This window comes from Pseudomonas sp. p99-361 (genome assembly GCF_003935475.1).
GTDB lineage: Bacteria > Pseudomonadota > Gammaproteobacteria > Pseudomonadales > Pseudomonadaceae > Aquipseudomonas > Aquipseudomonas juntendi.
In genome coordinates this window covers 1-24510 of the sequence record NZ_RHQO01000069.1, presented here as the reverse complement: position 1 = coordinate 24510, position 24510 = coordinate 1, and the positions used below count along the sequence as shown (strand labels likewise).

Sequence of the window (24510 nt, the reverse complement as noted above, 5' to 3'; positions counted from 1 at the left end):
CTCGCTCTAACAGGCGCTGCCATACCTTGTGGCAAACACCTGTCAGCCCTAAGGCGATCCCTGTGGGCTGGCTTGCCAGCGATGGGGCCAGTACAGGCAATCAATAATTTAGCCTTTACCACCCGGTGCCAGCATGTTCTCCGGCCTTACCCACTGGTCGAACTGCTCATTGGTCAGGTACTTCAACTCCAGCGCGGCCTCCCTCAGGGTCTTGCCTTCGCTGTAGGCCTTCTTGGCGATCTCCGCGGCTTTGTCATAACCGATGTGCGGGTTCAACGCGGTCACCAGCATCAACCCGCGTTCCAGGTGTGCGGCCATCTGCTGGGCGTCGGGCTCGATACCCGCCACGCAGTGCTGCTGGAAGTTGCGGCAGCCATCGGCCAGCAACTCGACCGACTGCAACAGGTTGTGGATGATCACCGGCTTGAACACGTTCAACTGCAAATGCCCCTGGCTGGCGGCAAAGCCGATCGCCGCATCGTTGCCCAATACCTGGCACGCCAGCATCGACAGCGCCTCGCACTGGGTAGGGTTGACCTTGCCCGGCATGATCGAGCTGCCCGGCTCGTTGGCCGGCAGGCGTACCTCGGCCAACCCGGCACGCGGCCCGGAGCCCAGCAGGCGCAGGTCGTTGGCGATCTTCATCAGGGCCACTGCCAGGGTCTTCAACGCGCCGGCCAGGCTGGTCAGCGGTTCATGGCCGGCCAGGGCGGCGAACTTGTTTGGCGCGGTGACGAACGGCAGCCCGGACTCTGCTGCCAGTTCGGCGGCAATGGCTTCGGCAAAACCGTGCGGGGCATTCAGCCCGGTGCCCACGGCAGTACCGCCCTGGGCCAGTTCGCACACGGCCGGCAGGGTGGCACGAATGGCCCGTTGGGCGTAGTCCAGCTGGGCAACAAAAGCCGATACCTCCTGGCCGAAGGTGATCGGCGTGGCATCCATCATGTGCGTGCGGCCGGTCTTGACCAGTTTGTTGTGCCGCGCCGCCAGTTCGGCCAGCCCGGCCGACAGTTCGCCGATGGCAGGCAGCAGTTTTTCCTGCACGGCCTGCGCCGCGGCAATGTGCATGGCGGTCGGGAAGCAGTCGTTGGAGCTTTGCGAGCGGTTGACGTGGTCGTTGGGGTGCACCGGCGTTTTGCCGCCCCGGCCCTGGCCAGCCAGTTCATTGGCTCGCCCGGCAATCACCTCGTTGACGTTCATGTTGCTCTGTGTGCCGCTGCCTGTCTGCCAGACGACCAGCGGGAACTGATCGTCGTGCTTGCCCGCCAGCACCTCGTCGGCGGCCTGTTCGATCAGCCGGGCGATGTCGGCCGGCAAGTCGCCATTGCGGTCGTTGACCCGTGCCGCGGCCTTCTTGATCAGCGCCAGGGCGTGCACCACCGCGAGCGGCATGCGTTCCTTGCCGATGGCGAAGTTGATCAGCGAACGCTGGGTCTGCGCACCCCAGTAGGCGTGCTCAGGAACTTCGACCGGGCCCAGGCTGTCTGTCTCGATACGGCTCATTCTGTACTCACTCCTGTGTAGTTCGAATTCGCAGTTTAGGCCTTGATTCGACCGAGCGGTTCAGTCGCTCGTCGTGCCACTTGAGCACCGCGCTACCACGGCGCAGAATGCTCTACTCTGAGGTACCCGCCTCCCTCTCTCTGAAGGAAATGCAATGACCCGTCTCCGTGTCCTTTGTGCCGCCGTTGCCCTGGTTTGCGCCAGCGGCCAGGTACTCGCTGCCACCGCCAGCCACAACGCTGCTGCCGAGAAATTCCTGACCCTGGCCAACGCCGACAAGTTGGGCACCCCGGTGTACATGCAGGTCCAGCAGATGTTCGCCCAGCGCTTCGCCCAGACCAAAGCCCCGGCCAGCAAGCAGCCGGTGCTGGAAAGCTACCAGGCCAAGGCCAACGCCGCGCTGGACAACGCCATCGGCTGGAACAAGCTGAAGCCGAAGATGGTAGACCTGTACACCCAGACCTTCACCGAGCAGGAACTCAAGGACCTGGTCAAGTTCTACGAGTCGCCGCTGGGCAAGAAAGTGCTGCGCGAAATGCCCAAGGTCACCCAGCAGTCGGCGCAGCTGACCCAGCAGAGCCTCGAGCCGGCCGTACCGGTGGTGAACAAGCTGCTCGAAGACATGACCAAAGAGCTGGACCCGAACGCTGGCAAGGCCGCCGCCCCAGCGAAGAAGTGAGTAAGCCGCAATGACCATGCAACAGCGTATCGAACAGCAGCTGGCCAGCCTGGCGCCGCAACACCTGCAAGTGCTCGATGAAAGCCACATGCACAGTCGTGGTCAGGAGACCCACTACAAGGCAGTGATCGTCAGCGAGCAGTTTGCCGGGTTGAACAGCGTCAAGCGCCACCAGAAGGTGTACGCCACCATGGGTGAGCTGATGGGCCAGATCCACGCCCTGGCCATTCATACCTACACCGGCGAAGAGTGGGCCAAGGTCGGCGCTGCACCGGCCTCGCCGGTATGCGCCGGCGGCGGGCACTGAAACCTTGCTGTTGTTCTGGTAGAATCCTGCAAGATCCGGGGGCCGCTTTGCGGCCCTTTCGCGACACGAGGCCGCTGTTACAGCGACTGCACAGCTTGATGGCGGGTGCGGTCCTTGTAGGAGCGGCCTTGTGTCGCGAAAGGGGCGCAGAGCGCCCCCTGTTTTTTTGCCACACCGTCAAACCCGGTCCGCCCCTTACGAGGGCAACCACCTGGAGAACCTGCTTCATGTCCCAAGCCATCGTCGTCGCGGCGCTGTACAAGTTCGTTACCCTGCAAGACTACGTCGAGTTGCGCGAGCCACTGCTCAAAGCCATGCTCGACAACCAGGTCAAGGGCACCCTGCTGCTGGCCCATGAGGGCATCAACGGCACCGTGTCGGCCACCCGCGAAGGTATCGACGGCCTGCTGGCCTGGCTGCGCAGCGACCCACGCCTGGTCGATGTCGACCATAAAGAGTCGTACTGCGACGAACAGCCGTTCTACCGCACCAAGGTCAAGCTCAAGAAAGAGATCGTTACACTCGGCGTGCCCGGCGTGGACCCCAACCAGGCCGTGGGCACCTACGTCGAGCCCAAGGACTGGAACGCCCTGATCAGCGACCCGGAAGTGCTGCTGATCGACACCCGCAACGACTACGAAGTGGCCATTGGCACCTTCAAGGGCGCCATCGACCCCAAGACCGAAACCTTCCGCGAGTTCCCCGAGTACATCAAGGCCAACTTCGACCCCAGCAAGCACAAGAAGGTGGCCATGTTCTGCACGGGCGGCATCCGCTGCGAAAAAGCCTCCAGCTATATGCTCGGTGAAGGCTTCGAGGAGGTCTATCATCTCAAGGGCGGCATCCTGAAGTACTTCGAGGAAGTGCCTCAGGAACAAAGCCTGTGGGATGGTGACTGCTTCGTCTTCGACAACCGCGTCACGGTGCGCCATGACCTGAGCGAAGGCGAGTACGACCAGTGCCACGCCTGCCGCCACCCGATCAATGCTCAGGAGCGCGCGTCCGAGCACTATTCGCCAGGTGTCAGCTGCCCGCATTGCTGGGACACCCTGAGCGAAAAGACCCGCCGCAGCGCCATCGACCGGCAGAAGCAGATCGAGCTGGCCAAGGCGCGCAACCTGCCGCACCCGATCGGTTACAACTACAAAGCCGAGGCCTGATGCATGTCTGCCCGCCTGATCTATGTGATGGACCCGATGTGCTCCTGGTGCTGGGGTTTCGCGCCAGTGGCCGCGGCCCTGATCGCCCAGGCGCATGAGGCGGGTGTGCCCACCCACCTGGTGGTGGGCGGGCTGCGCACCGGCGGCAGTGCGCTGGACAGCGCCACGCGCAAGTACATCCTCGAACACTGGCAGGCGGTGGCCGATGCCACGGGCCAGGCGTTCCGCTTCGAAGGGGCCATGCCGGACGGTTTCGTCTACGACACCGAGCCGGCCTGCCGGGCCCTGGTCAGCGCCCGCGAACTGGGTGGCGAGCGCGTCTGGCCGCTGCTGGCGCTGATCCAGCGCGCGTTCTACGAGCAGGGCATGGATGTAACCACCGCACCACAGCTGGTCGACCTGGCTGAACAGGCCGGTTTCGACCGTGCCGCATTCGCCACCACCTTCGCCCAGGCCGATACCCGCGCCGCCACCGCGGCCGATTTCGTCTGGGCCCAGGACCTGGGCATCGCCGGTTTTCCGACCCTGCTCGCCGAGCGCAACGGCCAAGTGGCGCTGTTGACCAACGGCTACCAGCCGTTGGAGCGCCTGCAACCATTGCTCGGCCGCTGGCTGCAGCAGGCCACCTGTGCTTGACCTGCCTGGGTCCCCCGACCCGGTACCGGGCAAGCCCTGCACGGCGGCCGATCGGCTGAGCTGGGCGGAAATCCGCCGGCTGGCCCTGCACCACCGCAAGCAGCTCTGGTCGGCCAACCTGATCGCCGTGCTCGCGGCCTGCTGCAGCGTGCCCATCCCGCTGTTGCTGCCGTTGCTGGTAGACGAAGTGCTGCTCGGCCATGGCGATGCGGCACTGAAGTGGATGAACCACCTGCTGCCGTCGGGCTGGCAGGTGGCCGCCGGCTACATCGGCCTGATGCTGTGCCTTACCCTGTGCCTGCGCCTGGCCGCGTTGGCTTTCAACGTGGTGCAGGCCAAGTTGTTCGCCGGCCTGGCCAAGGACATCGTCTACCGCCTGCGCATCCGCCTGATCGAGCGGCTCAAGCGTATTTCGCTGCAGGAATACGAAAGCCTGGGCAGTGGTACGGTCACCACGCACTTGGTCACCGACCTGGACACCCTCGACAAGTTCGTGGGCGAAACCCTTAGCCGCTTCCTGGTGGCCATGCTCACCTTGACCGGCACGGCCGCCATCCTGATCTGGATGCACTGGCAACTGGCGTTGCTGATCCTGCTGTTCAACCCGCTGGTGATCTACTTCACAGTGCAGTTGGGCAAACGCGTCAAGCACCTCAAAAAGCTCGAGAACGACAGCACCGCGCGGTTCACCCAGGCCCTGGCGGAAACCCTCGATGCCATACAGGAAATACGTGCCGGCAACCGCCAGGGCTATTTCCTCGGCCGGTTGGGCCTGCGTGCCCGTGAAGTGCGCGACTATGCCGTCGACTCGCAATGGAAAAGCGACGCCAGTGGCCGCGCCAGCGGTTTGCTGTTCCAGTTCGGTATCGACATTTTCCGCGCGGCGGCCATGTTGACCGTGCTGTTTTCCGACCTGTCGATCGGGCAGATGCTGGCGGTGTTCAGCTACCTGTGGTTCATGATTGGCCCGGTCGAGCAGTTGCTCAACCTGCAATACGCCTACTATGCCGCCGGCGGCGCCCTCAACCGCCTCAACGAGCTGCTGGCGCGGGCCGACGAGCCGCAGTACCCGGCGGCCAGCGACCCGTTCGCCGGCCGTGACACGGTCGGTATCGAGGTGCGTGACCTGCGCTTTGCCTATGCCGATGAGCCCGTGCTCGACCACCTCGACCTGTCGATCGCGCCGGGTGAGAAGGTGGCCATTGTCGGTGCCAGCGGCGGCGGCAAGAGCACCCTGGTACAACTGCTGCTGGGCTTGTACAGCGCCCAGGCCGGGACCATCCGCTTTGGCGGGGCCAGCTTGCAGGAAATCGGCCTGGAAACCCTGCGCGAAAACGTGGCAGTGGTACTGCAGCACCCATCGCTGTTCAATGACACCGTGCGTGCCAACCTCACCATGGGCCGTGACTGCAGTGACGAGGCCTGTTGGCAGGCGCTGCGCATCGCCCAGCTGGACGCCACCATCGCCGCCTTGCCGCAGGGCCTGGACAGTGTGGTGGGGCGGTCGGGTGTGCGCCTGTCCGGCGGCCAGCGCCAGCGCCTGGCCATCGCCCGCATGGTCCTGGCCGAGCCCAAGGTGGTGATCCTCGACGAGGCCACTTCGGCGCTGGACGCGGCCACCGAATACAACCTGCACCAGGCCTTGGCGCGCTTCCTCAGTGGCCGCACCACGCTGATCATCGCCCACCGCCTGTCGGCCGTGAAACAGGCCGACCGGGTGCTGGTGTTCGATGGTGGGCATGTGGCGGAAGATGGCGACCACCAGCAGTTGATTGCCGAAGGTGGGTTGTATGCCAAGCTGTACGGGCATCTGCAACAGAGCTGAATCCTGGGCCGACCCAGGCTGCGCAAAGCCCCCGCTGCCTTGTCATAAAAATCCCCTTCACAGCGATGGCAAATGGCCTACGCTGTGCTTGTCTGGGTCGATTTGCGCCTTATCTGCTCTGTGACAGGGACTCCATGAAGGGACATCGCACACTCGAAGCGCCAAAGCTGCTGGGCATCACCTGGCCCTTCATCGCCGTCGTGGTCTTCCAGGTGGCGCTGGGTAGTCTCAGCCTGTACACGCTGTCGTCCGTGCGCGCTTACGTTGCGGGCGAGAGTTTGTGGTCCAAGGCGCAGAAAGATGCCATCTATTACCTCAACCTGTACGCCGAGACCCGCGACGAGGGTACCTATCAGCGCTATCGCCAGGCCATAACCGTGCCCCAGGGCGACCAGAAGGTGCGCGAGCTGCTCGACCAGCCGCACCCCGACCTGGAAGCCGCGCGCCAGGCGGTACTCCAGGGCGGCAACCACGCCGACGATGTGCAACGCATCATCTGGTTCTACCGCAACTTCCGCAACATCAGCTACATGCAGACCGCCATCGACTACTGGAATGTCGGTGACGATTACCTGGAGAAGCTGGATGTGCTGGCAGGCGAGATGCACCAGCGCTTCGCTGCAGGCCCAGTGGACGCCGCTGCGGTCGAGGCCTGGAAAGCGCGCATCGTGAGCATCAACGAAGGGGTAACGCCGGCGGCCAAGGCCTTCAGCGATGCGCTGGGCGAAGGGTCGCGCATGCTGCTGCGGGTGCTGCTGTTCACCAACCTGCTGACGGCCATGTTCCTGATCAGCATTGCCTGGCGCCGCTCGAGCAAGCTGCTGGCCCAGCGCCAGGCCTTCGCCAGTGCCCTGCAGGAAGAAAAAGAGCGGGCGCAGATTACCCTGCAGGCTATCGGCGACGCGGTGATAACCACCGATGTGGAGGGCTGCATCGGCTACATGAACCCGGCCGCCGAACAGCTCACCCACTGGCAGGCCGCCCAGGCCCAAGGGTTACCGCTTTCGGCATTGTTCAGCCTGGTCGACGAGCACGCCGAGGAAAACGGCACCAGCCTGGTCGAACAGGTGCTAAACGGCAGCCTCAACGGCGGCGCCGAGCATGCGCGGCTGATCCAGCGCCTGGACGGCAGCACGGTATCGATCAACCTGGTGGGCTCGCCAATCGTCAATGACGGGCAGGTTGCCGGCATTGTGCTGGTGCTGCACGACATGACCCAGGAGCGCCAGTACATTGCCAACCTGTCCTGGCAGGCTACCCATGATGCCCTGACCGGGCTGGCCAACCGCCGCGAGTTCGAATACCGCCTGGAGCAGGCGCTCAATGGCCTGGCCCGCCAGGCCGGGCGGCATTCACTGATGTTCCTGGACCTGGACCAGTTCAAGCTGGTCAATGACACCTGCGGCCACGCCGCTGGCGACGAACTGCTGCGGCACATCTGTGCCGTGCTGCAGTCTGGCCTGCGTGAGGGCGACACCTTGGCGCGGCTGGGGGGCGACGAATTTGGCGTGCTGCTGGAAAACTGCCCCAGCGACCAGGCCGAGCGCATCGCCGAGCAACTGCGCCAGCTGGTGCAAAGCCTGCACTTCGTGTGGAAAGGCCGCCCGTTCGTGACCACGGTCAGCATAGGCCTGGTGCACATGGCCCAGGCCCCCAGCACCCTTGAAGCCTCGTTACGTGCCGCGGACATGGCCTGCTACATGGCCAAGGAAGAAGGCCGCAACCGCGTACAGGTGTACCACGCCGACGACAGCGAGCTGTCCATGCGCTTTGGCGAAATGGCCTGGATCCAGCGTTTGCATGTTGCCCTGGAAGAGAACCGGTTTTGCCTGTACGCGCAGGAAATCGCCCCGCTGAAAACCTTCGAGGGGCCGGGCCATATCGAAATTCTGCTGCGCCTGCACGACGAAAGCGGCCGCACCATCCTGCCCAGCAGCTTCATTCCGGCCGCCGAACGCTACGGCCTGATGACGGCGCTGGACCGCTGGGTGGTACGCAATGTATTCATGGTCATCCGCCAGTGCCTGGACGAGGGGCGGGAAGGGCCGCTGTCGACCTGCGCGATCAACCTGTCGGGGTCGAGCATCGGCGATGACAAGTTCCTGGAATACCTGCAGCGGCTATTCGTCGAGTACGCCATTCCGCCGCGGATGATCTGCTTCGAAATCACCGAAACCAGCGCCATCGCCAACCTGGGTAGCGCCATCCGCTTCATCAACGAGCTCAAGGGCCTGGGTTGCCGCTTCTCGCTCGATGATTTCTGCGCCGGCATGTCCTCGTTCGCCTACCTCAAGCATTTGCCCGTGGATTACCTCAAGATCGACGGTAGTTTCGTCAAGGACATGCTCGACGACCCGGTCAACCGGGCCATGGTCGAAGTCATCAACCATATCGGCCATGTGATGGGCAAGCGCACCATCGCCGAGTTTGTCGAAACGCCCCTGATCGAGCAGGCCCTGCAGGAAATTGGCGTGGATTACGCCCAGGGCTACCTGATCGAACGCCCCCAGGTGTTCACCTGTGACAGTCTGCAGCGCCAACGGATCGCCGCCCGGCCTCTGTTGCAGCGTGCACCTGGCACCTTTCGTTAGCTGGAAATCACAAGGATCAAGGAGCTGAAAGTGATTGATGCATTCGTTCGTATCGGGCCGTTGATGGACCCGGCCAGTTACCCTCAATGGGCTCAGCAACTGATTGAAGATTGCCGCGAGAGCAAGCGCCGGGTCGTGGAGCATGAGTTCTATGCACGCCTGCGCGATGGCCTGCTGAAGCAATCGACCATTCGCCAGTACCTGATTGGCGGCTGGCCGGTGGTGGAGCAGTTCTCGCTGTACATGGCCCACAACCTGACCAAGACCCGCTACGGTCGGCACCAGGGTGAGGACATGGCACGGCGCTGGCTGATGCGCAATATCCGGGTCGAGCTCAACCATGCCGATTACTGGGTGAACTGGTGCCAGGCGCATGGTGTGCATCTGCACGACCTGCAGGCCCAGGACGTGCCGCCGGAGCTCAACGGCCTGAACGACTGGTGCTGGCGGGTGTGTGCCACCGAGAACCTGGCCATTGCCATGGCCGCGACCAACTATGCCATCGAAGGCGCGACGGGCGAATGGTCGGCAGTGGTGTGTTCGACCGACACCTACGCCATGGGCTTCCCGGAGGAAGGGCGCAAACGGGCGATGAAATGGCTGAAGATGCACGCCCAGTATGACGATGCGCACCCGTGGGAAGCGCTGGAAATCATCTGTACCCTGGCCGGCGAGAACCCCAGCCTGGGCTTGCGCACCGAGTTGCGCAGGGCGATCTGCAAGAGCTACGACTGCATGTTCCTGTTCCTGGAGCGGTGCATGCAGCTTGAGGGGCGCCAGCAGGGGCGTATGCGCCCGGCGTTGGCCGCCGGGTAGGCCCGCCCCGCTGCGAAGCAAGGCCGCGATGGGCCGCGCTGCGGCCCCGGCAATCTCGGCCGTTACTGGGCGTTCAGCGCCTGCCCATTCACGGCCTTGCTGTCCGGCCCCATCAGGTACAGGTACACGGGCATGATTTCTTCAGGCAGCGGGTTGTTCTGCGGGTTCTCGCCAGGGTAAGCCTGCGCCCGCATCGCTGTGCGCGTGGCCCCGGGGTTGATGCTGTTGGCCCGCACCGGCGCCACGCCTTCCAGTTCGTCGGCCAGGGTCTGCATCAGGCCCTCGGTGGCGAACTTGGACACGCCGTAGGCGCCCCAGTAGGCACGGCCCTTGCGCCCCACGCTGCTGCTGGTGAACACCACCGAGGCGTCTTCCGACAGCTTCAGCAGCGGCAGCAGGGTACTGGTGAGCATGAAGGTGGCATTGACGTTGATGTGCATCACGCGCATGAAATGGTCGCCTGACAGCTGTTCCAGCGGCGTGCGCGGGCCGATGATCGAGGCGTTGTTGAGCAGGCCGTCAAGGCGGCCGAACTGCTCTTCGATCATGACCGCCAGGTCGTCGTACTCATGTGCCTGCGCGGTTTCCAGGTTGAACGGAACGACCACCGGCTGCGGATGCCCGGCGGCCAGGATCTGGTCGTAGACCTCGTTCAGGTTGGCTTCGGTCTTGCCCAGCAACAGCACGGTGGCGCCCAGTGCGGCGTAGGCCTTGGCAGCAGCAGCGCCGATGCCGCGGCCGGCACCGGTAACCAGGATGACCCGGCCTTTGAGCAGGTCGGGGCGGGCGGTGTAGTCGAACATGGTTCTGTCCTTGATTCGGGGGTTTTAGCTGCAAGCTGCAAGCTGCAAGCTGCAAGCTGCAAGCTGCAAGCTACAAGAAAAAGCTGGGCGATGTGGGCTGCTGCAGCTTGTCGCTTGCAACTTGCAACTTGCAGCTTCAGCAGCCGCACAACGCGCTGTCGATCACCTTGCGCAGGTCCAGCGGGTGGTCCACCACCACGTCGGCGCCCCAGTGGTTGGGGTTGTCCTCTGGGTGAATATAGCCGTAGCGCACCGCGGCGGTACGGGTGCCGGCGTCACGGCCCGACTCGATGTCGCGCAAGTCGTCGCCAACGAACAGCACACTGGCCGGGTCCAGGTTCAGGGTGTTGCAGGCCAGGATCAGCGGCTCCGGGTCCGGTTTGCTGTTTTTTACGTGGTCTGGGCAGATCAGCAGCGCCGAACGCTCGGCCAGGCCCAGTTGCTGCATGATCGGCTCGGCGAAGCGCACCGGTTTGTTGGTGACCACGCCCCACAGCAGCTTGCCTTTCTCGATGTCGGCCAGCAGTTCGGCCATGCCGTCGAACAGCTTGCTGTGCACTGCGCAGTCGCGCTGGTAGCGCTCGAGGAACTCCAGGCGCAGGGCCTCGAAGCCTTCGGCTGTGGGGTCCATGGCGAAGGTGGCGGCGACCATGGCCCGCGCACCGCCGGAAATCACCCCGCGGATCAGCGTGTCATCGACCGGCGGCAGGCCGCGTTCGGCGAGCATGGCCTGGCAGATGGCGATGAAGTCCGGCGCCGTGTCGAGCAAGGTGCCGTCCATGTCGAAGAGTACCGCTCGCAAACGCATGCTCATTCCTCGCGCAGGGTCTGGATCATGTAGTTGACGTCGACGTCGCTGCTCAGCTTGTAGTGCTTGGTCAGCGGGTTGTAGGTCAGGCCGATGATGTCCTTGACCTGCAGGCCGGCATCACGGCTCCACGCGCCCAGTTCGGAGGGGCGGATGAACTTCTTGAAGTCATGGGTGCCGCGCGGCAGCATCTTCAGGATGTACTCGGCGCCAACGATGGCCAGCAGGTAGGCCTTGGGGTTGCGGTTGATGGTGGAGAAGAACACCTGGCCGCCTGGCTTGACCATGCGGTAGCAGGCACGGATCACCGACGACGGGTCGGGTACGTGCTCGAGCATTTCCAGGCAGGTGACCACATCGAATTGCTCAGGCATTTCTTCGGCCAGCGCTTCGGCGGTGATCTGCCGGTACTCCACCTGCACGCCAGACTCCAGCTGGTGCAGCTGGGCCACGGCCAGTGGCGCCTCGCCCATGTCGATACCGGTAACGCTGGCGCCGCGCAGGGCCATGGCTTCGCTGAGGATGCCGCCGCCGCAACCTACGTCCAGCACCTTCTTACCGGCCAGGCTGGCGCGTTCGTCGATCCAGTTGACGCGCAGCGGGTTGATTTCATGCAGCGGCTTGAACTCGCTTTCACGGTCCCACCAGCGGTGGGCCAGCGCTTCGAACTTGGCGATTTCGGCGCGGTCGACGTTGCTCATTGGGCAGTCCTCAAAAGCTTGGCTATTAAGCTGCAAGCTGCAAGCCCCAGGCAGCAAGAAAAAGCAGACCTTGTACGCATTCGCTTTTTCCTGCCGCTCGTAGCTTGCGGCTTGCGCTCGAAAAGGCCGGAGTATACCCGAGCGCTCGGCCCCCAGGCTCGCTATAATCGCCGGCTTTTGATATCCGAACGACAGGGAGAGGCAATGCGCGAGCGACTATTGGCGGCGGAGAAGGTGACCGCGATCCGCTGGCAGGGCGGCGTCCTGCACCTGCTCGACCAGCGCCTGCTGCCGTCCCGGGAGTGCTGGCTGGCCTGCGACAATGTCGCGCAGGTGGCAGCCGCGATCCGCGACATGGCGGTGCGCGGTGCTTCGGCGATCGGTATCGCGGCGGCCTACGGCCTGGTGCTGGCCCTGGAAGAGCGGCTGGCCGAAGGTGGTGACTGGGAGCTGGACCTGGAAGAGGACTTTCTCACCCTGGCCGAGGCGCGCCCCACGGCTGCCAACCTGTTCTGGGCATTGAACCGCATGCGCGAGCGCCTGCAGCGCCTGCGCCCGAACGAAGACGTGCTGGCCGCGTGCGAGGCCGAAGCGCTGGCCATTCACGAAAGCGACCGTGAAGCCAACCTGACCATGGCCCAGCACGGCACCGAGCTGATCCGCCGCCACCAGGGCAACGCCCAGACCCTGCTCACCTATGGCAATGCCGGTGCGCTGGCCAGTGGGGGTTTCGGCACCGCGCTGGGGGTGATCCGTGCCGGTTACCTCGAAGGCATGGTCGAGCGGGTGTATGCCGGCGAGACGCGCCCCTGGCTGCAGGGCTCGCGCCTGACCGCGTGGGAGCTGACCAACGAAGGCATCCCGACCACCCTGTGCGCCGATTCGGCGCTGGCCCACCTGATGAAGACCAAGGGCATCACCTGGGTGGTGGTGGGGGCGGACTGCATTGCCGCCAATGGCGACATGGCCGGCAAGATCGGCACTTACCAGCTGGCCGTCAGCGCCATGCACCATGGCGTGCGCTTCATGGTGGTGGCGCCCAGCACCAGCATCGACCTGAACCTGGCGACCGGCGAGGATATCCCCCTGGAAGTTCGTGAGGCCGATGAACTGCTGGATTACGCCGGCACCCGGGTGGCCCCGGAGGTCGAGGTGTTCAACCCGGTGTTCGACGTGACCCCGGCAGACCTGATCGACGTGATCGTGACCGAGCGCGGCATTGTCGAACGTCCGGATACCGCCAAGCTGGCGCAGTTGATGTGCCGCAAGCGCCTGCATTGACAAATGTGCCGGCCTCTTCGCGGTAAACCCGCGAAGAGGCCGGCACAGGCACCAGGAAATCAAGATTCGAACCTGCTTCTGGCTGCCCGCCGCATCTCCCCACCACACCCGCCTTTGTGGTAACATCCGGCAGTTTCCAAGGCCGCCCATCACGGCGGCCTTCATTGCGCAGATCCATGGCACAACTCATTGATTTGTCGTAAGTCGTCGCACCCTTATGCGCTGCGGCGGCGAGCTTCGTTCGGCCCTTGATGGAGCTGCGAAGTTTCACCAGAAAAAGGAATCAGGCTTCTCATGGGCGAACTGGCCAAAGAAATCCTCCCGGTCAATATCGAAGACGAACTGAGACAGTCCTACCTCGACTACGCGATGAGCGTGATTGTCGGGCGAGCGCTGCCCGATGCACGTGACGGCTTGAAGCCCGTGCATCGTCGCGTTCTCTATGCGATGAGCGAACTGGGCAACGACTGGAACAAGCCGTACAAGAAATCCGCCCGTGTGGTCGGTGACGTGATCGGTAAGTACCACCCGCACGGCGACACTGCGGTCTACGACACCATCGTGCGTATGGCCCAGCCCTTCTCGCTGCGCTACCTGCTGGTCGATGGCCAGGGCAACTTCGGTTCGGTGGACGGCGACAATGCCGCGGCCATGCGATACACCGAAGTGCGCATGACCAAGCTGGCCCACGAGCTGCTGTCCGACCTGCACAAGGAAACCGTCGACTGGGTGCCCAACTACGACGGCACCGAGCAGATCCCGGCGGTCATGCCCACGCGTATCCCCAACCTGCTGGTCAACGGTTCCAGCGGTATCGCCGTGGGTATGGCGACCAACATTCCGCCGCACAACCTTGGCGAAGTCATCGACGGTTGCCTGGCGCTGATCGACAACCCGGAAGTCACCGTCGATGAACTGATGCAGTTCATCCCCGGCCCGGACTTCCCGACAGCCGGCATCATCAACGGTCGCCAAGGCATCATCGAGGCCTACCGCACCGGCCGCGGCCGCATCTACATGCGTGCCCGCTCCGAGGTCGAAGACATCGACAAGGTCGGTGGCCGCCAGCAAATCGTGATCACCGAGCTGCCGTACCAGCTGAACAAGGCGCGGCTGATCGAGAAGATCGCCGAGCTGGTCAAAGAGAAAAAGATCGAAGGCATCACCGAGCTGCGCGATGAGTCCGACAAGGACGGCATGCGCATCGTCATCGAGCTGCGCCGCGGCGAAGTGCCGGAGGTGGTGCTCAACAACCTCTACCAGCAAACCCAGCTGCAGAGCGTATTCGGCATCAACGTGGTGGCCCTGGTGGACGGCCGCCCGCGGCTGCTCAACCTCAAGGACCTGCTCGAAGCGTTCGTCCGTCACCGCCGTGAAGTGGTGACCCGCCGTACTGTCTTCGAGCTGCGCAAGGCCCGCGAACGCGGCCACATCCTTGAAGGCCAGGCGGTTGCGCTGTCCAACATCGACCCGGTCATTGCCTTGATCAAGGCTTCGCCTACGCCTTCCGAGGCCAAGGAAGCCCTGATTTCCACGCCGTGGGAGTCCAGTGCCGTGCAGGTGATGGTCGAGCGCGCCGGTGCCGAGGCCTGCCGCCCTGAAGACCTGCCCGAGCAGTATGGCCTGCACGATGGCAAATACTTCCTGTCGCCGGAACAGGCCCAGGCCATTCTCGACCTGCGCCTGCACCGCCTGACCGGCCTGGAGCACGAGAAGCTGCTGGCCGAGTACCAGGAAATTCTCGAGCAGATCGGCGAGCTGATCCGCATCCTCAACAGCGCCGAGCGCCTGATGGAAGTGATCCGCGAAGAGCTGGAGGCCATCCGCGCCGAGTACGGCGATGCCCGCCGCACCGAAATCCTCAATGCCAGCCACGACCTCAACTACGGCGACATGATCCCGGAAGAAGAGCGCGTGGTCACCATTTCCCACGGTGGTTACGCCAAGACCCAGCCGTTGTCCGCTTACCAGGCCCAGCGCCGTGGCGGCAAAGGCAAGTCGGCGACCGGCGTGAAGGACGAGGACTACATCGAGCACCTGCTGGTCGCCAACAGCCACGCCACGCTGCTGCTGTTCTCCAGCAAGGGCAAGGTGTACTGGAAAAAGACCTACGAAATTCCGGAAGCATCGCGTGCCGCCCGTGGTCGCCCGCTGGTGAACCTGCTGCCGCTGGAAGAGGGTGAGCGCATCACCGCCATGCTGCAGGTGGACCTCGAGGCGCTGCAGCAGAACGCCGACCTTGACGAAGAGCTGGAAGACGCCGACGACACCGTGCTCGAAGGTGAGCTGGTCGAGGCCGAGGAAGTTGACGAAGAAGACGGCGACACCCCTGAGTGGGTGGCAGAGCCGACCGGCGCGTACATCTTCATGGCCACCGCTTCGGGTACCGTCAAGAAGACCCCGCTGGTGCAGTTCGCCCGCCCGCGCTCCAATGGCCTGATTGCCTTGAAGCTCAAAGAAGGCGATACCCTGATTGCGGCGGCCATCACCGACGGCGCCAAGGAAGTGATGATGTTCTCCGACGCTGGCAAGGTCATTCGCTTTGCCGAGAGCGTGGTGCGTGAAATGGGCCGTAACGCCCGTGGCGTGCGGGGCATGAAGCTGGGCAAGGGGCAGCAGATCATTTCCATGCTGATTCCGGAGTCTGGCGCGCAGATCCTGACCGCTTCCGAGCGTGGCTTTGGCAAGCGTACCCCGCTGTCCAAGTTCCCGCGCCGCGGCCGTGGCGGCCAGGGCGTGATCGCCATGGGCACCAAGGGGCGCAATGGCTTGTTGATCGGCGCCATCCAGGTGCACGAAGGCGAGGAGATCATGCTGATCTCCGACCAGGGCACGCTGGTGCGCACCCGGGTTGGCGAAGTGTCCAGCCTGAGCCGCAACACGCAGGGTGTGACCTTGATCAAGCTGGCTGCCGACGAAACACTGGTTGGCCTGGAGCGGATCCAGGAACCGTCCGAGGACGAACTCGACGATATGGTCGAGGCGGGCGAGGAGGGTGTCGAGGCGGAAGTGCCAGACAATGACGAAGCTGCAGGCGCCGAAGAGGCCCCGCAGGAGTAAGCAGGTGTAAAACCCGAACGGGGCGACCAAGGTCGCCCCGTTTGACTGATAACTGCAGGCAATGCCTGGCCGGGTGCGAGCAAGCTTTTTGTAGGAGCGGCCTTGTGTCGCGAAAGGGCTGCAAAGCAGCCCCAGGATTTCAGCGGCGCTGCAAAAAGCTGGGGCCGCTTCGCGGCCCTATCGCGACACAAGGCCGCTCCCACAAAGAGGCGCGTGCGGCCTGCAAGAAATGAATTTGTACCATTTGGCAGAGCGAGAGTGGATGTGAGCAACCGAGCCTTTAACTTCTGCGCAGGCCCTGCCGCGCTTCCTACCGCTGTTCTGCAGCGCGCCCAGGCTGAAATGCTGGACTGGCATGGCAAGGGCTTGTCGGTGATGGAAATGAGCCATCGCAGCGACGATTACGTGGCCATCGCCGAAAAGGCCGAGCAGGACCTGCGTGACCTGCTGTCTATCCCCTCCAACTACAAGGTACTGTTCCTGCAGGGCGGTGCCAGCCAGCAGTTCGCTGAAATCCCGCTGAACCTGCTGCCGGAAAACGGCACTGCCGACTACATCGAGACCGGCATCTGGTCGAAAAAGGCCATCGAGGAAGCGCGCCGCTTCGGCAACGTCAACGTCGCCGCCAGCGCCAAGGCCTACGATTACCTGGCCATTCCGGGCCAGAACGACTGGAAACTGACCATCAACGCTGCCTACGTGCACTATGCGTCCAACGAAACCATCGGTGGCCTGCAGTTCGACTGGGTGCCGCAGACCGGTGACGTTCCGCTGGTGGTCGACATGTCCTCCGATATTCTCTCGCGCCCGATCGACGTGTCGCAGTTCGGCCTGATTTACGCCGGCGCGCAGAAAAACATCGGCCCCAGCGGCCTGGTGGTGGTGATCGTGCGTGAAGACCTGCTGGGCCACGCCCGCAGCAGCTGCCCGACCATGCTCGACTACAAGGTGTCGGCCGACAACGGCTCGATGTACAACACCCCGGCCACTTACTCCTGGTACCTCTCGGGCCTGGTGTTCGAGTGGCTCAAGGAGCAGGGCGGTGTCGAGGCCATGGAGCAGCGCAACCGGGCCAAGAAAGACCGCCTGTACGGCTTCATCGACAGCAGCGAGTTCTACACCAACCCGATCAGCGTCAATGCCCGCTCGTGGATGAACGTGCCGTTCCGCCTGGCCGATGAACGCCTGGACAAGGCCTTCCTCGCCGGTGCCGATGCCCGCGGCCTGCTCAACCTCAAGGGCCACCGCTCGGTGGGTGGGATGCGCGCCTCTATCTACAACGCCCTGGGCCTGGACGCCGTGGAAGCGCTGGTGGCCTACATGGCTGAATTCGAGAAGGAGCACGGCTGATGTCGGAACAGGAACTCAAAGCCCTGCGCGTTCGCATCGACAGCCTCGACGAAAAAATCCTCGAGCTGATCAGCGAGCGCGCCCGGTGTGCCGAAGAGGTTGCGCGGGTCAAGACCGCTTCGCTCAAAGAAGGCGAGAAGCCGGTGTTCTACCGCCCCGAGCGCGAAGCAGCAGTGCTCAAGCGGGTGATGGAGCGGAATAAAGGGCCGCTGGGCAACGAAGAAATGGCGCGGCTGTTCCGCGAAATCATGTCGTCGTGCCTGGCCCTGGAAGAGCCGCTGAAAATCGCCTATCTGGGCCCTGAAGGCACTTTCACCCAGGCGGCGGCCATGAAGCACTTCGGCCACGCGGTGATCAGCCGCCCGATGGCGGCCATCGACGAGGTGTTCCGTGAAGTCGCGGCCGGTGCGGTCAATTTTGGCGTGGTGCCGGTGGAAAACTCCACCGAAGGCGCGGTCAGCCACACCCTGGACAGCTTCCTCGAACACGACATGGTGATTTGCGGCGAAGTCGAGCTGCGTATCCACCACCACCTGCTGGTGGGCGAGAGCACCAAAACCAACAGCATCACCCGCATCTATTCCCATGCCCAGTCCCTGGCCCAGTGCCGCAAGTGGCTGGACGCGCACTACCCGAATGTGGAGCGGGTGGCGGTATCGAGCAATGCCGAGGCCGCCAAGCGCGTGAAGGGCGAGTGGAACTCGGCGGCGATCGCCGGTGACATGGCTGCCAACCTGTATGGCCTGACCCGCCTGGCCGAGAAGATCGAAGACCGCCCGGACAACTCCACGCGCTTTTTGATGATCGGCCAGCAGGAAGTGCCGCCCACCGGCGACGACAAGACCTCGATCATTGTTTCGATGAGCAACAAGCCGGGCGCGCTGCATGAGCTGCTGGTGCCGTTCCACCAGAACGGCATCGACCTGACCCGCATCGAAACCCGCCCGTCGCGCAGCGGCAAGTGGACCTACGTGTTCTTCATCGACTTCGTTGGTCACCACCGCGACCCACTGATCAAGGCGGTGCTCGAACAGATCAGCCAGGAGGCTGTGGCGCTGAAGGTGCTGGGCTCGTATCCGAAGGCAGTGCTTTGATTCAGGGCCGCTGGGGGCGCTTTGCGCCCCATCGCCGGCAAGCCAGCTCCTACAGGTACAGCGCAAGCCTCCAGGTTTCCACTGCCCCTGTGGGAACTGGCGTGCCTGCGATGGGCTGCAACGCAGCCCCAGCGGTCTCGCAGGCTGTCCCGATTTCTGAACAGGGTTCACACCAGTGGTAAATGCAGCAAAAACCAAACCCGCGCCCATCATCAACCGCCTGGTCGTAGTTGGCCTCGGCCTGATCGGTGGTTCGTTCGCCAAGGGCCTGCGTGAAAGCGGCCTGTGCCGCGAAGTGGTCGGAGTCGACCTGGATGCCCCCTCGCGCAAGCAGGCCGTAGCCTTGGGCGTGGTCGACCGCTGCGAAGAAGACCTCGCCACCGCCTGCGTGGGCGCCGATGTCATCCAGCTGGCCGTGCCCATCCTGGCCATGGAGAAAGTTCTGGCGCGCCTGGCCCGGCTAGACCTGGGCAACGCCATCATCACCGACGTCGGCAGCGCCAAGGGCAATGTTGTTCGTGAGGCGCGCTCTGTTTTTGTAAACGAGAGCGGCCGGCGCCTGCCGCGCTTCGTGCCTGGCCACCCGATCGCCGGTTCCGAGCAGAGCGGGGTAGAGGCATCCAACGCCACCCTGTTCCGCCGGCACAAGGTCATTCTCACGCCGCTGGCCGAAACCGACCCGGCCGCACTGGCCCTGGTCGACCGCCTATGGCGCGCGCTGGATGCCGATGTCGAGCACATGACGGTCGAGCGCCACGACGAAGTGCTGGCCGCCACCAGCCACTTGCCGCACCTGTTGGCCTTTGGCCTGGTCGATTCACTGGCCAAACGCAATGAAAACCTCGAGATCTTCCGGTACGCTGCCGGGGGGTTCCGCGATTTCACCAGGATCGCCGGCAGCGACCCGACCATGTGGCATGACATCTTCCTCGCCAACCGCGATGCTGTCCTGCGCACACTTGATACATATCGCAGTGATCTCGACGCCTTGCGCGACGCTATCGCTGAAGGGGACGGGCACCAGTTGCTGGGTGTATTCACCCGCGCACGCGTTGCCCGCGAGCATTTCAGTAAAATCCTGGCCCGTCGGGCCTATGTGGACGCTATGAACGCCAACGATCTGATTTTCCTGGCCCAACCGGGTGGCCGCCTGAACGGGCGGATTCGTGTACCGGGCGACAAGTCGATTTCTCACCGCTCGATCATGCTTGGCTCGCTGGCCGAGGGCACCACCGAGGTCGAAGGCTTCCTCGAAGGTGAAGACGCCCTGGCGACCCTGCAGGCATTCCGTGACATGGGTGTGGTCATCGAAGGCCCCAACCACGGCCGCGTGACCATTCATGGTGTTGGCCTGCACGGCCTGAGGCCGCCGCCCGGCCCGCTGTACGTAGGCAACTCGGGTACCTCGATGCGTTTGCTGTCCGGCTTGCTGGCCGGCCAGCCGTTCGACGTGACCATGACCGGTGATGCCTCGTTGTCCAAGCGCCCGATGAACCGTGTGGCCAACCCGCTGCGCGAAATGGGTGCCGTGGTCGAGACCGGCCCGGAAGGCCGCCCGCCGCTGACCATTCGCGGCGGCCACCGGCTCAAGGGGCTGACCTACACGCTGCCGATGGCCAGCGCGCAGGTCAAATCCTGCCTGCTGCTGGCCGGCCTGTACGCCGAAGGCAAAACCACCGTCACCGAGCCGGCACCGACCCGCGACCACACCGAGCGCATGCTGCGCGGTTTCGGCTACGCGGTAGAAAGCAATGGCCCAGTGGCCTCGTTGCAGTCTGGCGGCAAGCTGACCGCCACCCGCATCGAAGTGCCGGCCGACATCTCCTCGGCAGCCTTCTTCCTGGTGGCGGCGTCCATCGCCGAAGGCTCCGAGCTGGTGCTGGAGCACGTCGGCATCAACCCGACCCGTACCGGTGTCATCGACATCCTGCGCCTGATGGGTGGCGACATCACCCTGGAGAACCAGCGTGAAGTCGGCGGCGAGCCGGTGGCCGACCTGCGTGTGCGCGGGGCCAAGCTGAAGGGTATCGATATCCCTGAAGAACTGGTGCCGCTGGCTATCGACGAGTTCCCCGTGCTGTTCGTTGCCGCTGCCTGCGCCGAAGGCCGTACGGTGCTGCGCGGTGCCGAAGAGCTGCGGGTGAAGGAGTCCGACCGTATCCAGGTGATGGCCGACGGCCTGGTTGCCCTGGGCATCAAGTGCGAGCCGACCCCGGACGGCATCATCATCGACGGCGGCCAGCTGGGCGGCGGCGAAGTGCATGGCCACGGTGACCACCGCATTGCCATGGCCTTCAGCGTGGCCTCGCTGCGCGCCAGTGCGCCGATCCGCATTCATGACTGCGCCAACGTTGCCACGTCGTTCCCCAACTTCCTGGCGCTGTGCGCCGAAGTGGGCATCCGCGTGGCAGAAGAGGGCAAGTCGTGAATACGCTGGCCCCCATCATCACCATCGACGGGCCGAGTGGCTCTGGCAAAGGTACGGTCGCCGGCTTGCTAGCGCGCGAACTGGGCTGGCGCCTGCTGGACTCGGGCGCGCTGTACCGGCTGCTGGCGTTCAATGCCAGCAACCACGGTGTCGATCTGACCAACGAAGAGCTGCTGACCAAGCTGGCCGCCCATCTGGATGTGCAGTTCATCGCCGCCGAGCCCGGTAAGCTGCAGCAGACCATTCTCGAAGGTGAGGACGTCAGCCAGGTCATCCGCACCGAAACCGTCGGTGCTGGTGCCTCGATGGTGGCTTCGCTGCCTGCCGTGCGTGAGGCGCTGCTGCAGCGCCAGCGCGCCTTCCGGGAAATGCCCGGGCTGATTGCCGACGGCCGCGACATGGGCACGGTGGTATTCCCCGACGCGCCGCTGAAGGTGTTTCTGACCGCCAGTGCCGAGGAGCGGGCGCGCCGCCGCTACCTGCAGTTGAAGGGCAAGGGTGAAGATGTTAGTCTGTCGAGTCTGCTGGATGAGATTAGGGCGCGTGATGAACGCGACACTCAGCGTGCAGTGGCCCCGCTGAAACCAGCGGCAGACGCCATTCAGCTGGATTCTACCGAGTTGTCCATCGAGCAGGTGTTGCAACGTATCAGGAGCGAGATCGCCCAGCGCGACCTTCTCTGATCACCAGGAAAGCAGGCAGGTTCACCAGTCAACGTCTTGCCGGCGTTCCTTTACTTAAAACAGACCCACATTGTCTGGAATGTGGCGAGGGGCGTTTGTTTCGCCCGAATCTACAGGAATTAAAATGAGCGAAAGCTTTGCAGAACTCTTTGAAGAAAGCCTGAAAACCCTCAATCTTCAGCCGGGTGCCATCATCACCGGTATCGTTGTCGACATCGACGGCGACTGGGTTACCGTACACGCTGGCCTGAAGTCCGAGGGTGTCATCCCGCTCGAGCAGTTCTACAACGAAGCTGGCGAACTGACCATCAAGGTCGGTGACGAAGTCCACGTTGCGCTGGACGCGGTCGAAGACGGCTTTGGCGAAACCAAACTGTCCCGTGAAAAAGCCAAGCGCGCCGAGTGCTGGATTGTTCTGGAAGCAGCTTTCGCCGCCGAAGAAGTGGTCAAGGGCGTTATCAACGGTAAGGTTAAGGGCGGCTTCACTGTCGACGTTAACGGCATCCGTGCGTTCCTGCCGGGCTCCCTGGTTGATGTCCGCCCAGTGCGCGACACCACCCACCTGGAAGGCAAAGAGCTGGAATTCAAGGTCATCAAGCTGGACCAGAAGCGCAACAACGTTGTCGTTTCCCGTCGCAGCGTGCTGGAAGCCGAGAACTCCGCCGAGCGCGAAGCCCTGCTGGAAACCCTGCAGGAAGGCCAGCAAGTCAAAGGTATCGTCAAGAACCTCACCGACTACGGCGCATTCGTGGACCTGGGCGGTATCGACGGCCTGCTGCACATCACCGACATGGCCTGGAAGCGCATCAAGCACCCATCGGAAATCGTTAACGTTGGCGACGAAGTCGACGTACGCGTTCTGAAGTTCGACCGTGAGCGCAACCGCGTTTCGCTGGGTCTGAAGCAAATGGGTGAAGATCCATGGGTAGCTATCACTGCCCGTTACCCAGAAGGTACTCGCGTACAAGCTCGCGTAACCAACCTGACCGACTACGGCTGCTTCGCTGAGCTGGAAGAAGGCGTTGAAGGTCTGGTACACGTTTCCGAAATGGACTGGACCAACAAGAACATCCACCCGTCGAAAGTCGTTCAGGTTGGCGACGAAGTGGAAGTCATGGTTCTGGACATCGACGAAGAGCGTCGTCGTATCTCCCTGGGCATCAAGCAGTGCAAGTCCAACCCATGGGAAGACTTCTCCGGCCAGTTCAACAAGGGTGACAAGATCACCGGTACCATCAAGTCGATCACCGACTTCGGTATCTTCATCGGTCTGGACGGCGGCATCGACGGCCTGGTTCACCTGTCCGACATCTCCTGGAATGAAACCGGCGAAGAAGCCGTACGTCGTTTCAAGAAGGGCGACGAGCTGGAAACCGTCATCCTGTCGGTTGACCCAGAGCGCGAGCGCATCTCCCTGGGTATCAAGCAGCTGGAAGACGATCCGTTCTCCAACTTCGTTGCTGTCAACGACAAGGGCGCTATCGTCAAGGGCATCGTGAAAGAAGTTGACGCCAAAGGCGCCATCGTCACCCTGGCCGACGACATCGAAGCCACTCTGAAAGCTTCCGAAATCAGCCGTGACCGCGTTGAAGACGCGCGCAACGTTCTGAAGGAAGGCGAAGAGATCGAAGCCAAGATCATCAGCGTTGACCGCAAGTCCCGCGTGATCAGCCTGTCGATCAAGTCGAAAGACGACGCTGAAGAGCGTGAAGCTATCCAGAGCCTGAAAAACGCTCCGGAAGCTGCTGCCGACACCACCATGGCTGCGCTGCTGCGCGAAGCAATGGCCAAGCAGAACTGAGTTCTGTTTGATCGGTAAAAAGGGCGACCCTCGGGTCGCCCTTTTTTTTGTGTTCTTAGTATGCCCCGCGATGCCCTGGAGCGTTCGTGCACAATCCGCACAGGCATAACTGTCGCGAGGCGCGGGCGGCGTGCGATACGTCTCCATCGTGATGCCTTAAAGCCATGTTGCATCCCAATGAGGATATGCGCCAACTGATGTCACCAGTCCGGCCCTTACCGGATTGGCAACGATGTATCTCGCGACCTTGAAAACATCCTCGTCCCGGCGCAAGGCTCGGTCGTAGTAACCTGCCTGCCACACCGGCTTCCCCTTTGCCCCGGCCTTTTGAAGCGCATTGCTGGACTGGCATTTGAAGCGCTGCATCAATGTTCCAAGCGTCACTTCTTTCAGCTCAATCAGCCAATGCACATGGTCTGGCATTACGACCCAGGTCAGCGATCGGCAGTGGTGTTGTTCTTCCGCGTAACGAAGGTTTTGGATGACCAACCGTGCGAAGCGGAGGTCGTGAAACAAAGGCTTACGTCGATGAGTGACCGTAGTCAGCATATAAAGCCTGCCTGGCACCGAGCATCGTGCGCGGCGAAGCCTGCAGCCATGAGGGTTAGGCATTGCGTTCATCCTTGAGTAGGTAATTGCTCGCTCAGCATAGTCAGCCTGTGCAGGGATCGACCCGTCAGTGATTTGCAGCATGTAAACAAGGACCAAAGCGTTCGCGCGCACTTGGCCCAGGCATAACTGGCCCGAAACAAACGTAGGAGCGAGCGCAGCTCGCGATGCGCCGCGCGGGCGGCGCGGCCTCGCGGGCAACGCCGCTCCATCGCCGTACCTTCACCGGCACGGCGCATGGCATGAGATACCGGGGTAGCCCCGGGGTGCTTGGCTTGGGGGATGTGGTGGTGCGCAAATCGAGCGCCGCCCGCGCGGCGCATCGCGAGCTGCGCTCGCTCCTACGTTTGTTTCGGGCCAGTGAGGCCTGTGAGA

At 63.2% G+C, this 24510-nt stretch carries 19 protein-coding genes; 14 read left to right on the top strand and 5 right to left on the bottom strand.

The window, feature by feature from the left end:
• Positions 1-108: 108 nt before the first annotated feature.
• Positions 109-1503 carry a class II fumarate hydratase gene (locus EGJ22_RS21835; protein WP_009686016.1) on the bottom strand — a complete coding sequence of 465 codons (1395 nt, stop codon included), beginning with the start codon at positions 1501-1503 and terminating at the stop codon, positions 109-111.
• Between the two features lie 154 nt (positions 1504-1657).
• Between EGJ22_RS21835 and EGJ22_RS21830 the strand changes: the two genes are divergently transcribed.
• The 7 genes from EGJ22_RS21830 (at position 1658) to EGJ22_RS21800 (ending at position 9517) form a co-directional block, all read left to right on the top strand.
• Positions 1658-2182: a DUF2059 domain-containing protein gene (locus tag EGJ22_RS21830; RefSeq protein WP_009686015.1), complete on the top strand. Its 525-nt coding sequence runs from the start codon at positions 1658-1660 to the stop codon at positions 2180-2182.
• A gap of 10 nt (positions 2183-2192) precedes the next feature.
• Positions 2193-2489 (top strand): BolA family transcriptional regulator, encoded by a 297-nt coding sequence (locus EGJ22_RS21825; RefSeq protein WP_009686014.1) that lies wholly within the window; start codon positions 2193-2195, stop codon positions 2487-2489.
• 227 nt (positions 2490-2716) lie between these two features.
• Positions 2717-3649 carry a rhodanese-related sulfurtransferase gene (locus tag EGJ22_RS21820; RefSeq protein WP_009686013.1) on the top strand — a complete coding sequence of 311 codons (933 nt, stop codon included), beginning with the start codon at positions 2717-2719 and terminating at the stop codon, positions 3647-3649.
• Between the two features lie 3 nt (positions 3650-3652).
• Positions 3653-4285: a DsbA family protein gene (locus EGJ22_RS21815; RefSeq protein ID WP_047150064.1), complete on the top strand. Its 633-nt coding sequence runs from the start codon at positions 3653-3655 to the stop codon at positions 4283-4285.
• A complete protein-coding gene (locus EGJ22_RS21810) occupies positions 4278-6110 on the top strand; it encodes an ABC transporter ATP-binding protein (protein ID WP_029886223.1) in 1833 nt (610 codons plus the stop codon). Before EGJ22_RS21815 ends, EGJ22_RS21810 begins: the two co-directional genes overlap by 8 nt.
• Before the next feature lie 134 nt (positions 6111-6244).
• Positions 6245-8701, top strand: a complete 2457-nt coding sequence (locus EGJ22_RS21805; RefSeq protein WP_125920401.1) for an EAL domain-containing protein — start codon at positions 6245-6247, stop codon at positions 8699-8701.
• A 30-nt stretch (positions 8702-8731) separates the two neighbouring features.
• Positions 8732-9517: a TenA family transcriptional regulator gene (locus EGJ22_RS21800; RefSeq protein WP_009686007.1), complete on the top strand. Its 786-nt coding sequence runs from the start codon at positions 8732-8734 to the stop codon at positions 9515-9517.
• Between the two features lie 62 nt (positions 9518-9579).
• Here EGJ22_RS21800 and EGJ22_RS21795 read toward each other — a convergent pair whose 3' ends face one another.
• From EGJ22_RS21795 to ubiG, 3 genes are all read right to left on the bottom strand, one after another.
• Positions 9580-10320: a YciK family oxidoreductase gene (locus EGJ22_RS21795; RefSeq protein ID WP_009686006.1), complete on the bottom strand. Its 741-nt coding sequence runs from the start codon at positions 10318-10320 to the stop codon at positions 9580-9582.
• 136 nt (positions 10321-10456) lie between these two features.
• The gene (gene mupP, locus EGJ22_RS21790) at positions 10457-11128 is read right to left on the bottom strand and encodes an N-acetylmuramic acid 6-phosphate phosphatase MupP (RefSeq protein WP_009686005.1); all 672 of its coding nucleotides are present in this window, start codon (positions 11126-11128) and stop codon (positions 10457-10459) included.
• 2 nt (positions 11129-11130) lie between these two features.
• Positions 11131-11829 carry a bifunctional 2-polyprenyl-6-hydroxyphenol methylase/3-demethylubiquinol 3-O-methyltransferase UbiG gene (gene ubiG, locus EGJ22_RS21785; RefSeq protein WP_009686004.1) on the bottom strand — a complete coding sequence of 233 codons (699 nt, stop codon included), beginning with the start codon at positions 11827-11829 and terminating at the stop codon, positions 11131-11133.
• Positions 11830-12033: 204 nt separating this feature from the next.
• On the opposite strand from ubiG, the gene mtnA reads away from it, so the two are divergent.
• From mtnA to rpsA, 7 genes are all read left to right on the top strand, one after another.
• Complete coding sequence (gene mtnA, locus EGJ22_RS21780) at positions 12034-13110, top strand: S-methyl-5-thioribose-1-phosphate isomerase (protein ID WP_047150062.1); 1077 nt, start codon at positions 12034-12036, stop codon at positions 13108-13110.
• Positions 13111-13404: 294 nt separating this feature from the next.
• Entirely contained in the window at positions 13405-16170 is a 2766-nt protein-coding gene (gene gyrA, locus EGJ22_RS21775; protein ID WP_009686002.1) for a DNA gyrase subunit A, read from the top strand.
• Positions 16171-16434: 264 nt separating this feature from the next.
• Positions 16435-17520, top strand: coding sequence for a 3-phosphoserine/phosphohydroxythreonine transaminase (gene serC, locus EGJ22_RS21770; RefSeq protein ID WP_125920400.1), 1086 nt, complete (start codon positions 16435-16437; stop codon positions 17518-17520).
• Positions 17520-18614, top strand: a complete 1095-nt coding sequence (gene pheA / locus EGJ22_RS21765) for a prephenate dehydratase (protein WP_009686000.1) — start codon at positions 17520-17522, stop codon at positions 18612-18614. The genes serC and pheA overlap by 1 nt, the downstream gene beginning before the upstream one ends.
• Positions 18615-18822: 208 nt before the next feature.
• Positions 18823-21042 carry a bifunctional prephenate dehydrogenase/3-phosphoshikimate 1-carboxyvinyltransferase gene (locus tag EGJ22_RS21760; protein WP_236183229.1) on the top strand — a complete coding sequence of 740 codons (2220 nt, stop codon included), beginning with the start codon at positions 18823-18825 and terminating at the stop codon, positions 21040-21042.
• Positions 21039-21725: a (d)CMP kinase gene (cmk, locus tag EGJ22_RS21755; RefSeq protein WP_009685997.1), complete on the top strand. Its 687-nt coding sequence runs from the start codon at positions 21039-21041 to the stop codon at positions 21723-21725. The genes EGJ22_RS21760 and cmk overlap by 4 nt, the downstream gene beginning before the upstream one ends.
• 124 nt (positions 21726-21849) lie before the next feature.
• Positions 21850-23526: a 30S ribosomal protein S1 gene (rpsA, locus tag EGJ22_RS21750; RefSeq protein ID WP_003252673.1), complete on the top strand. Its 1677-nt coding sequence runs from the start codon at positions 21850-21852 to the stop codon at positions 23524-23526.
• Positions 23527-23682: 156 nt separating this feature from the next.
• Here rpsA and EGJ22_RS21745 read toward each other — a convergent pair whose 3' ends face one another.
• Positions 23683-24138 carry a transposase gene (locus EGJ22_RS21745; protein ID WP_125920398.1) on the bottom strand — a complete coding sequence of 152 codons (456 nt, stop codon included), beginning with the start codon at positions 24136-24138 and terminating at the stop codon, positions 23683-23685.
• Between the last annotated feature and the right edge of the window lie 372 nt (positions 24139-24510).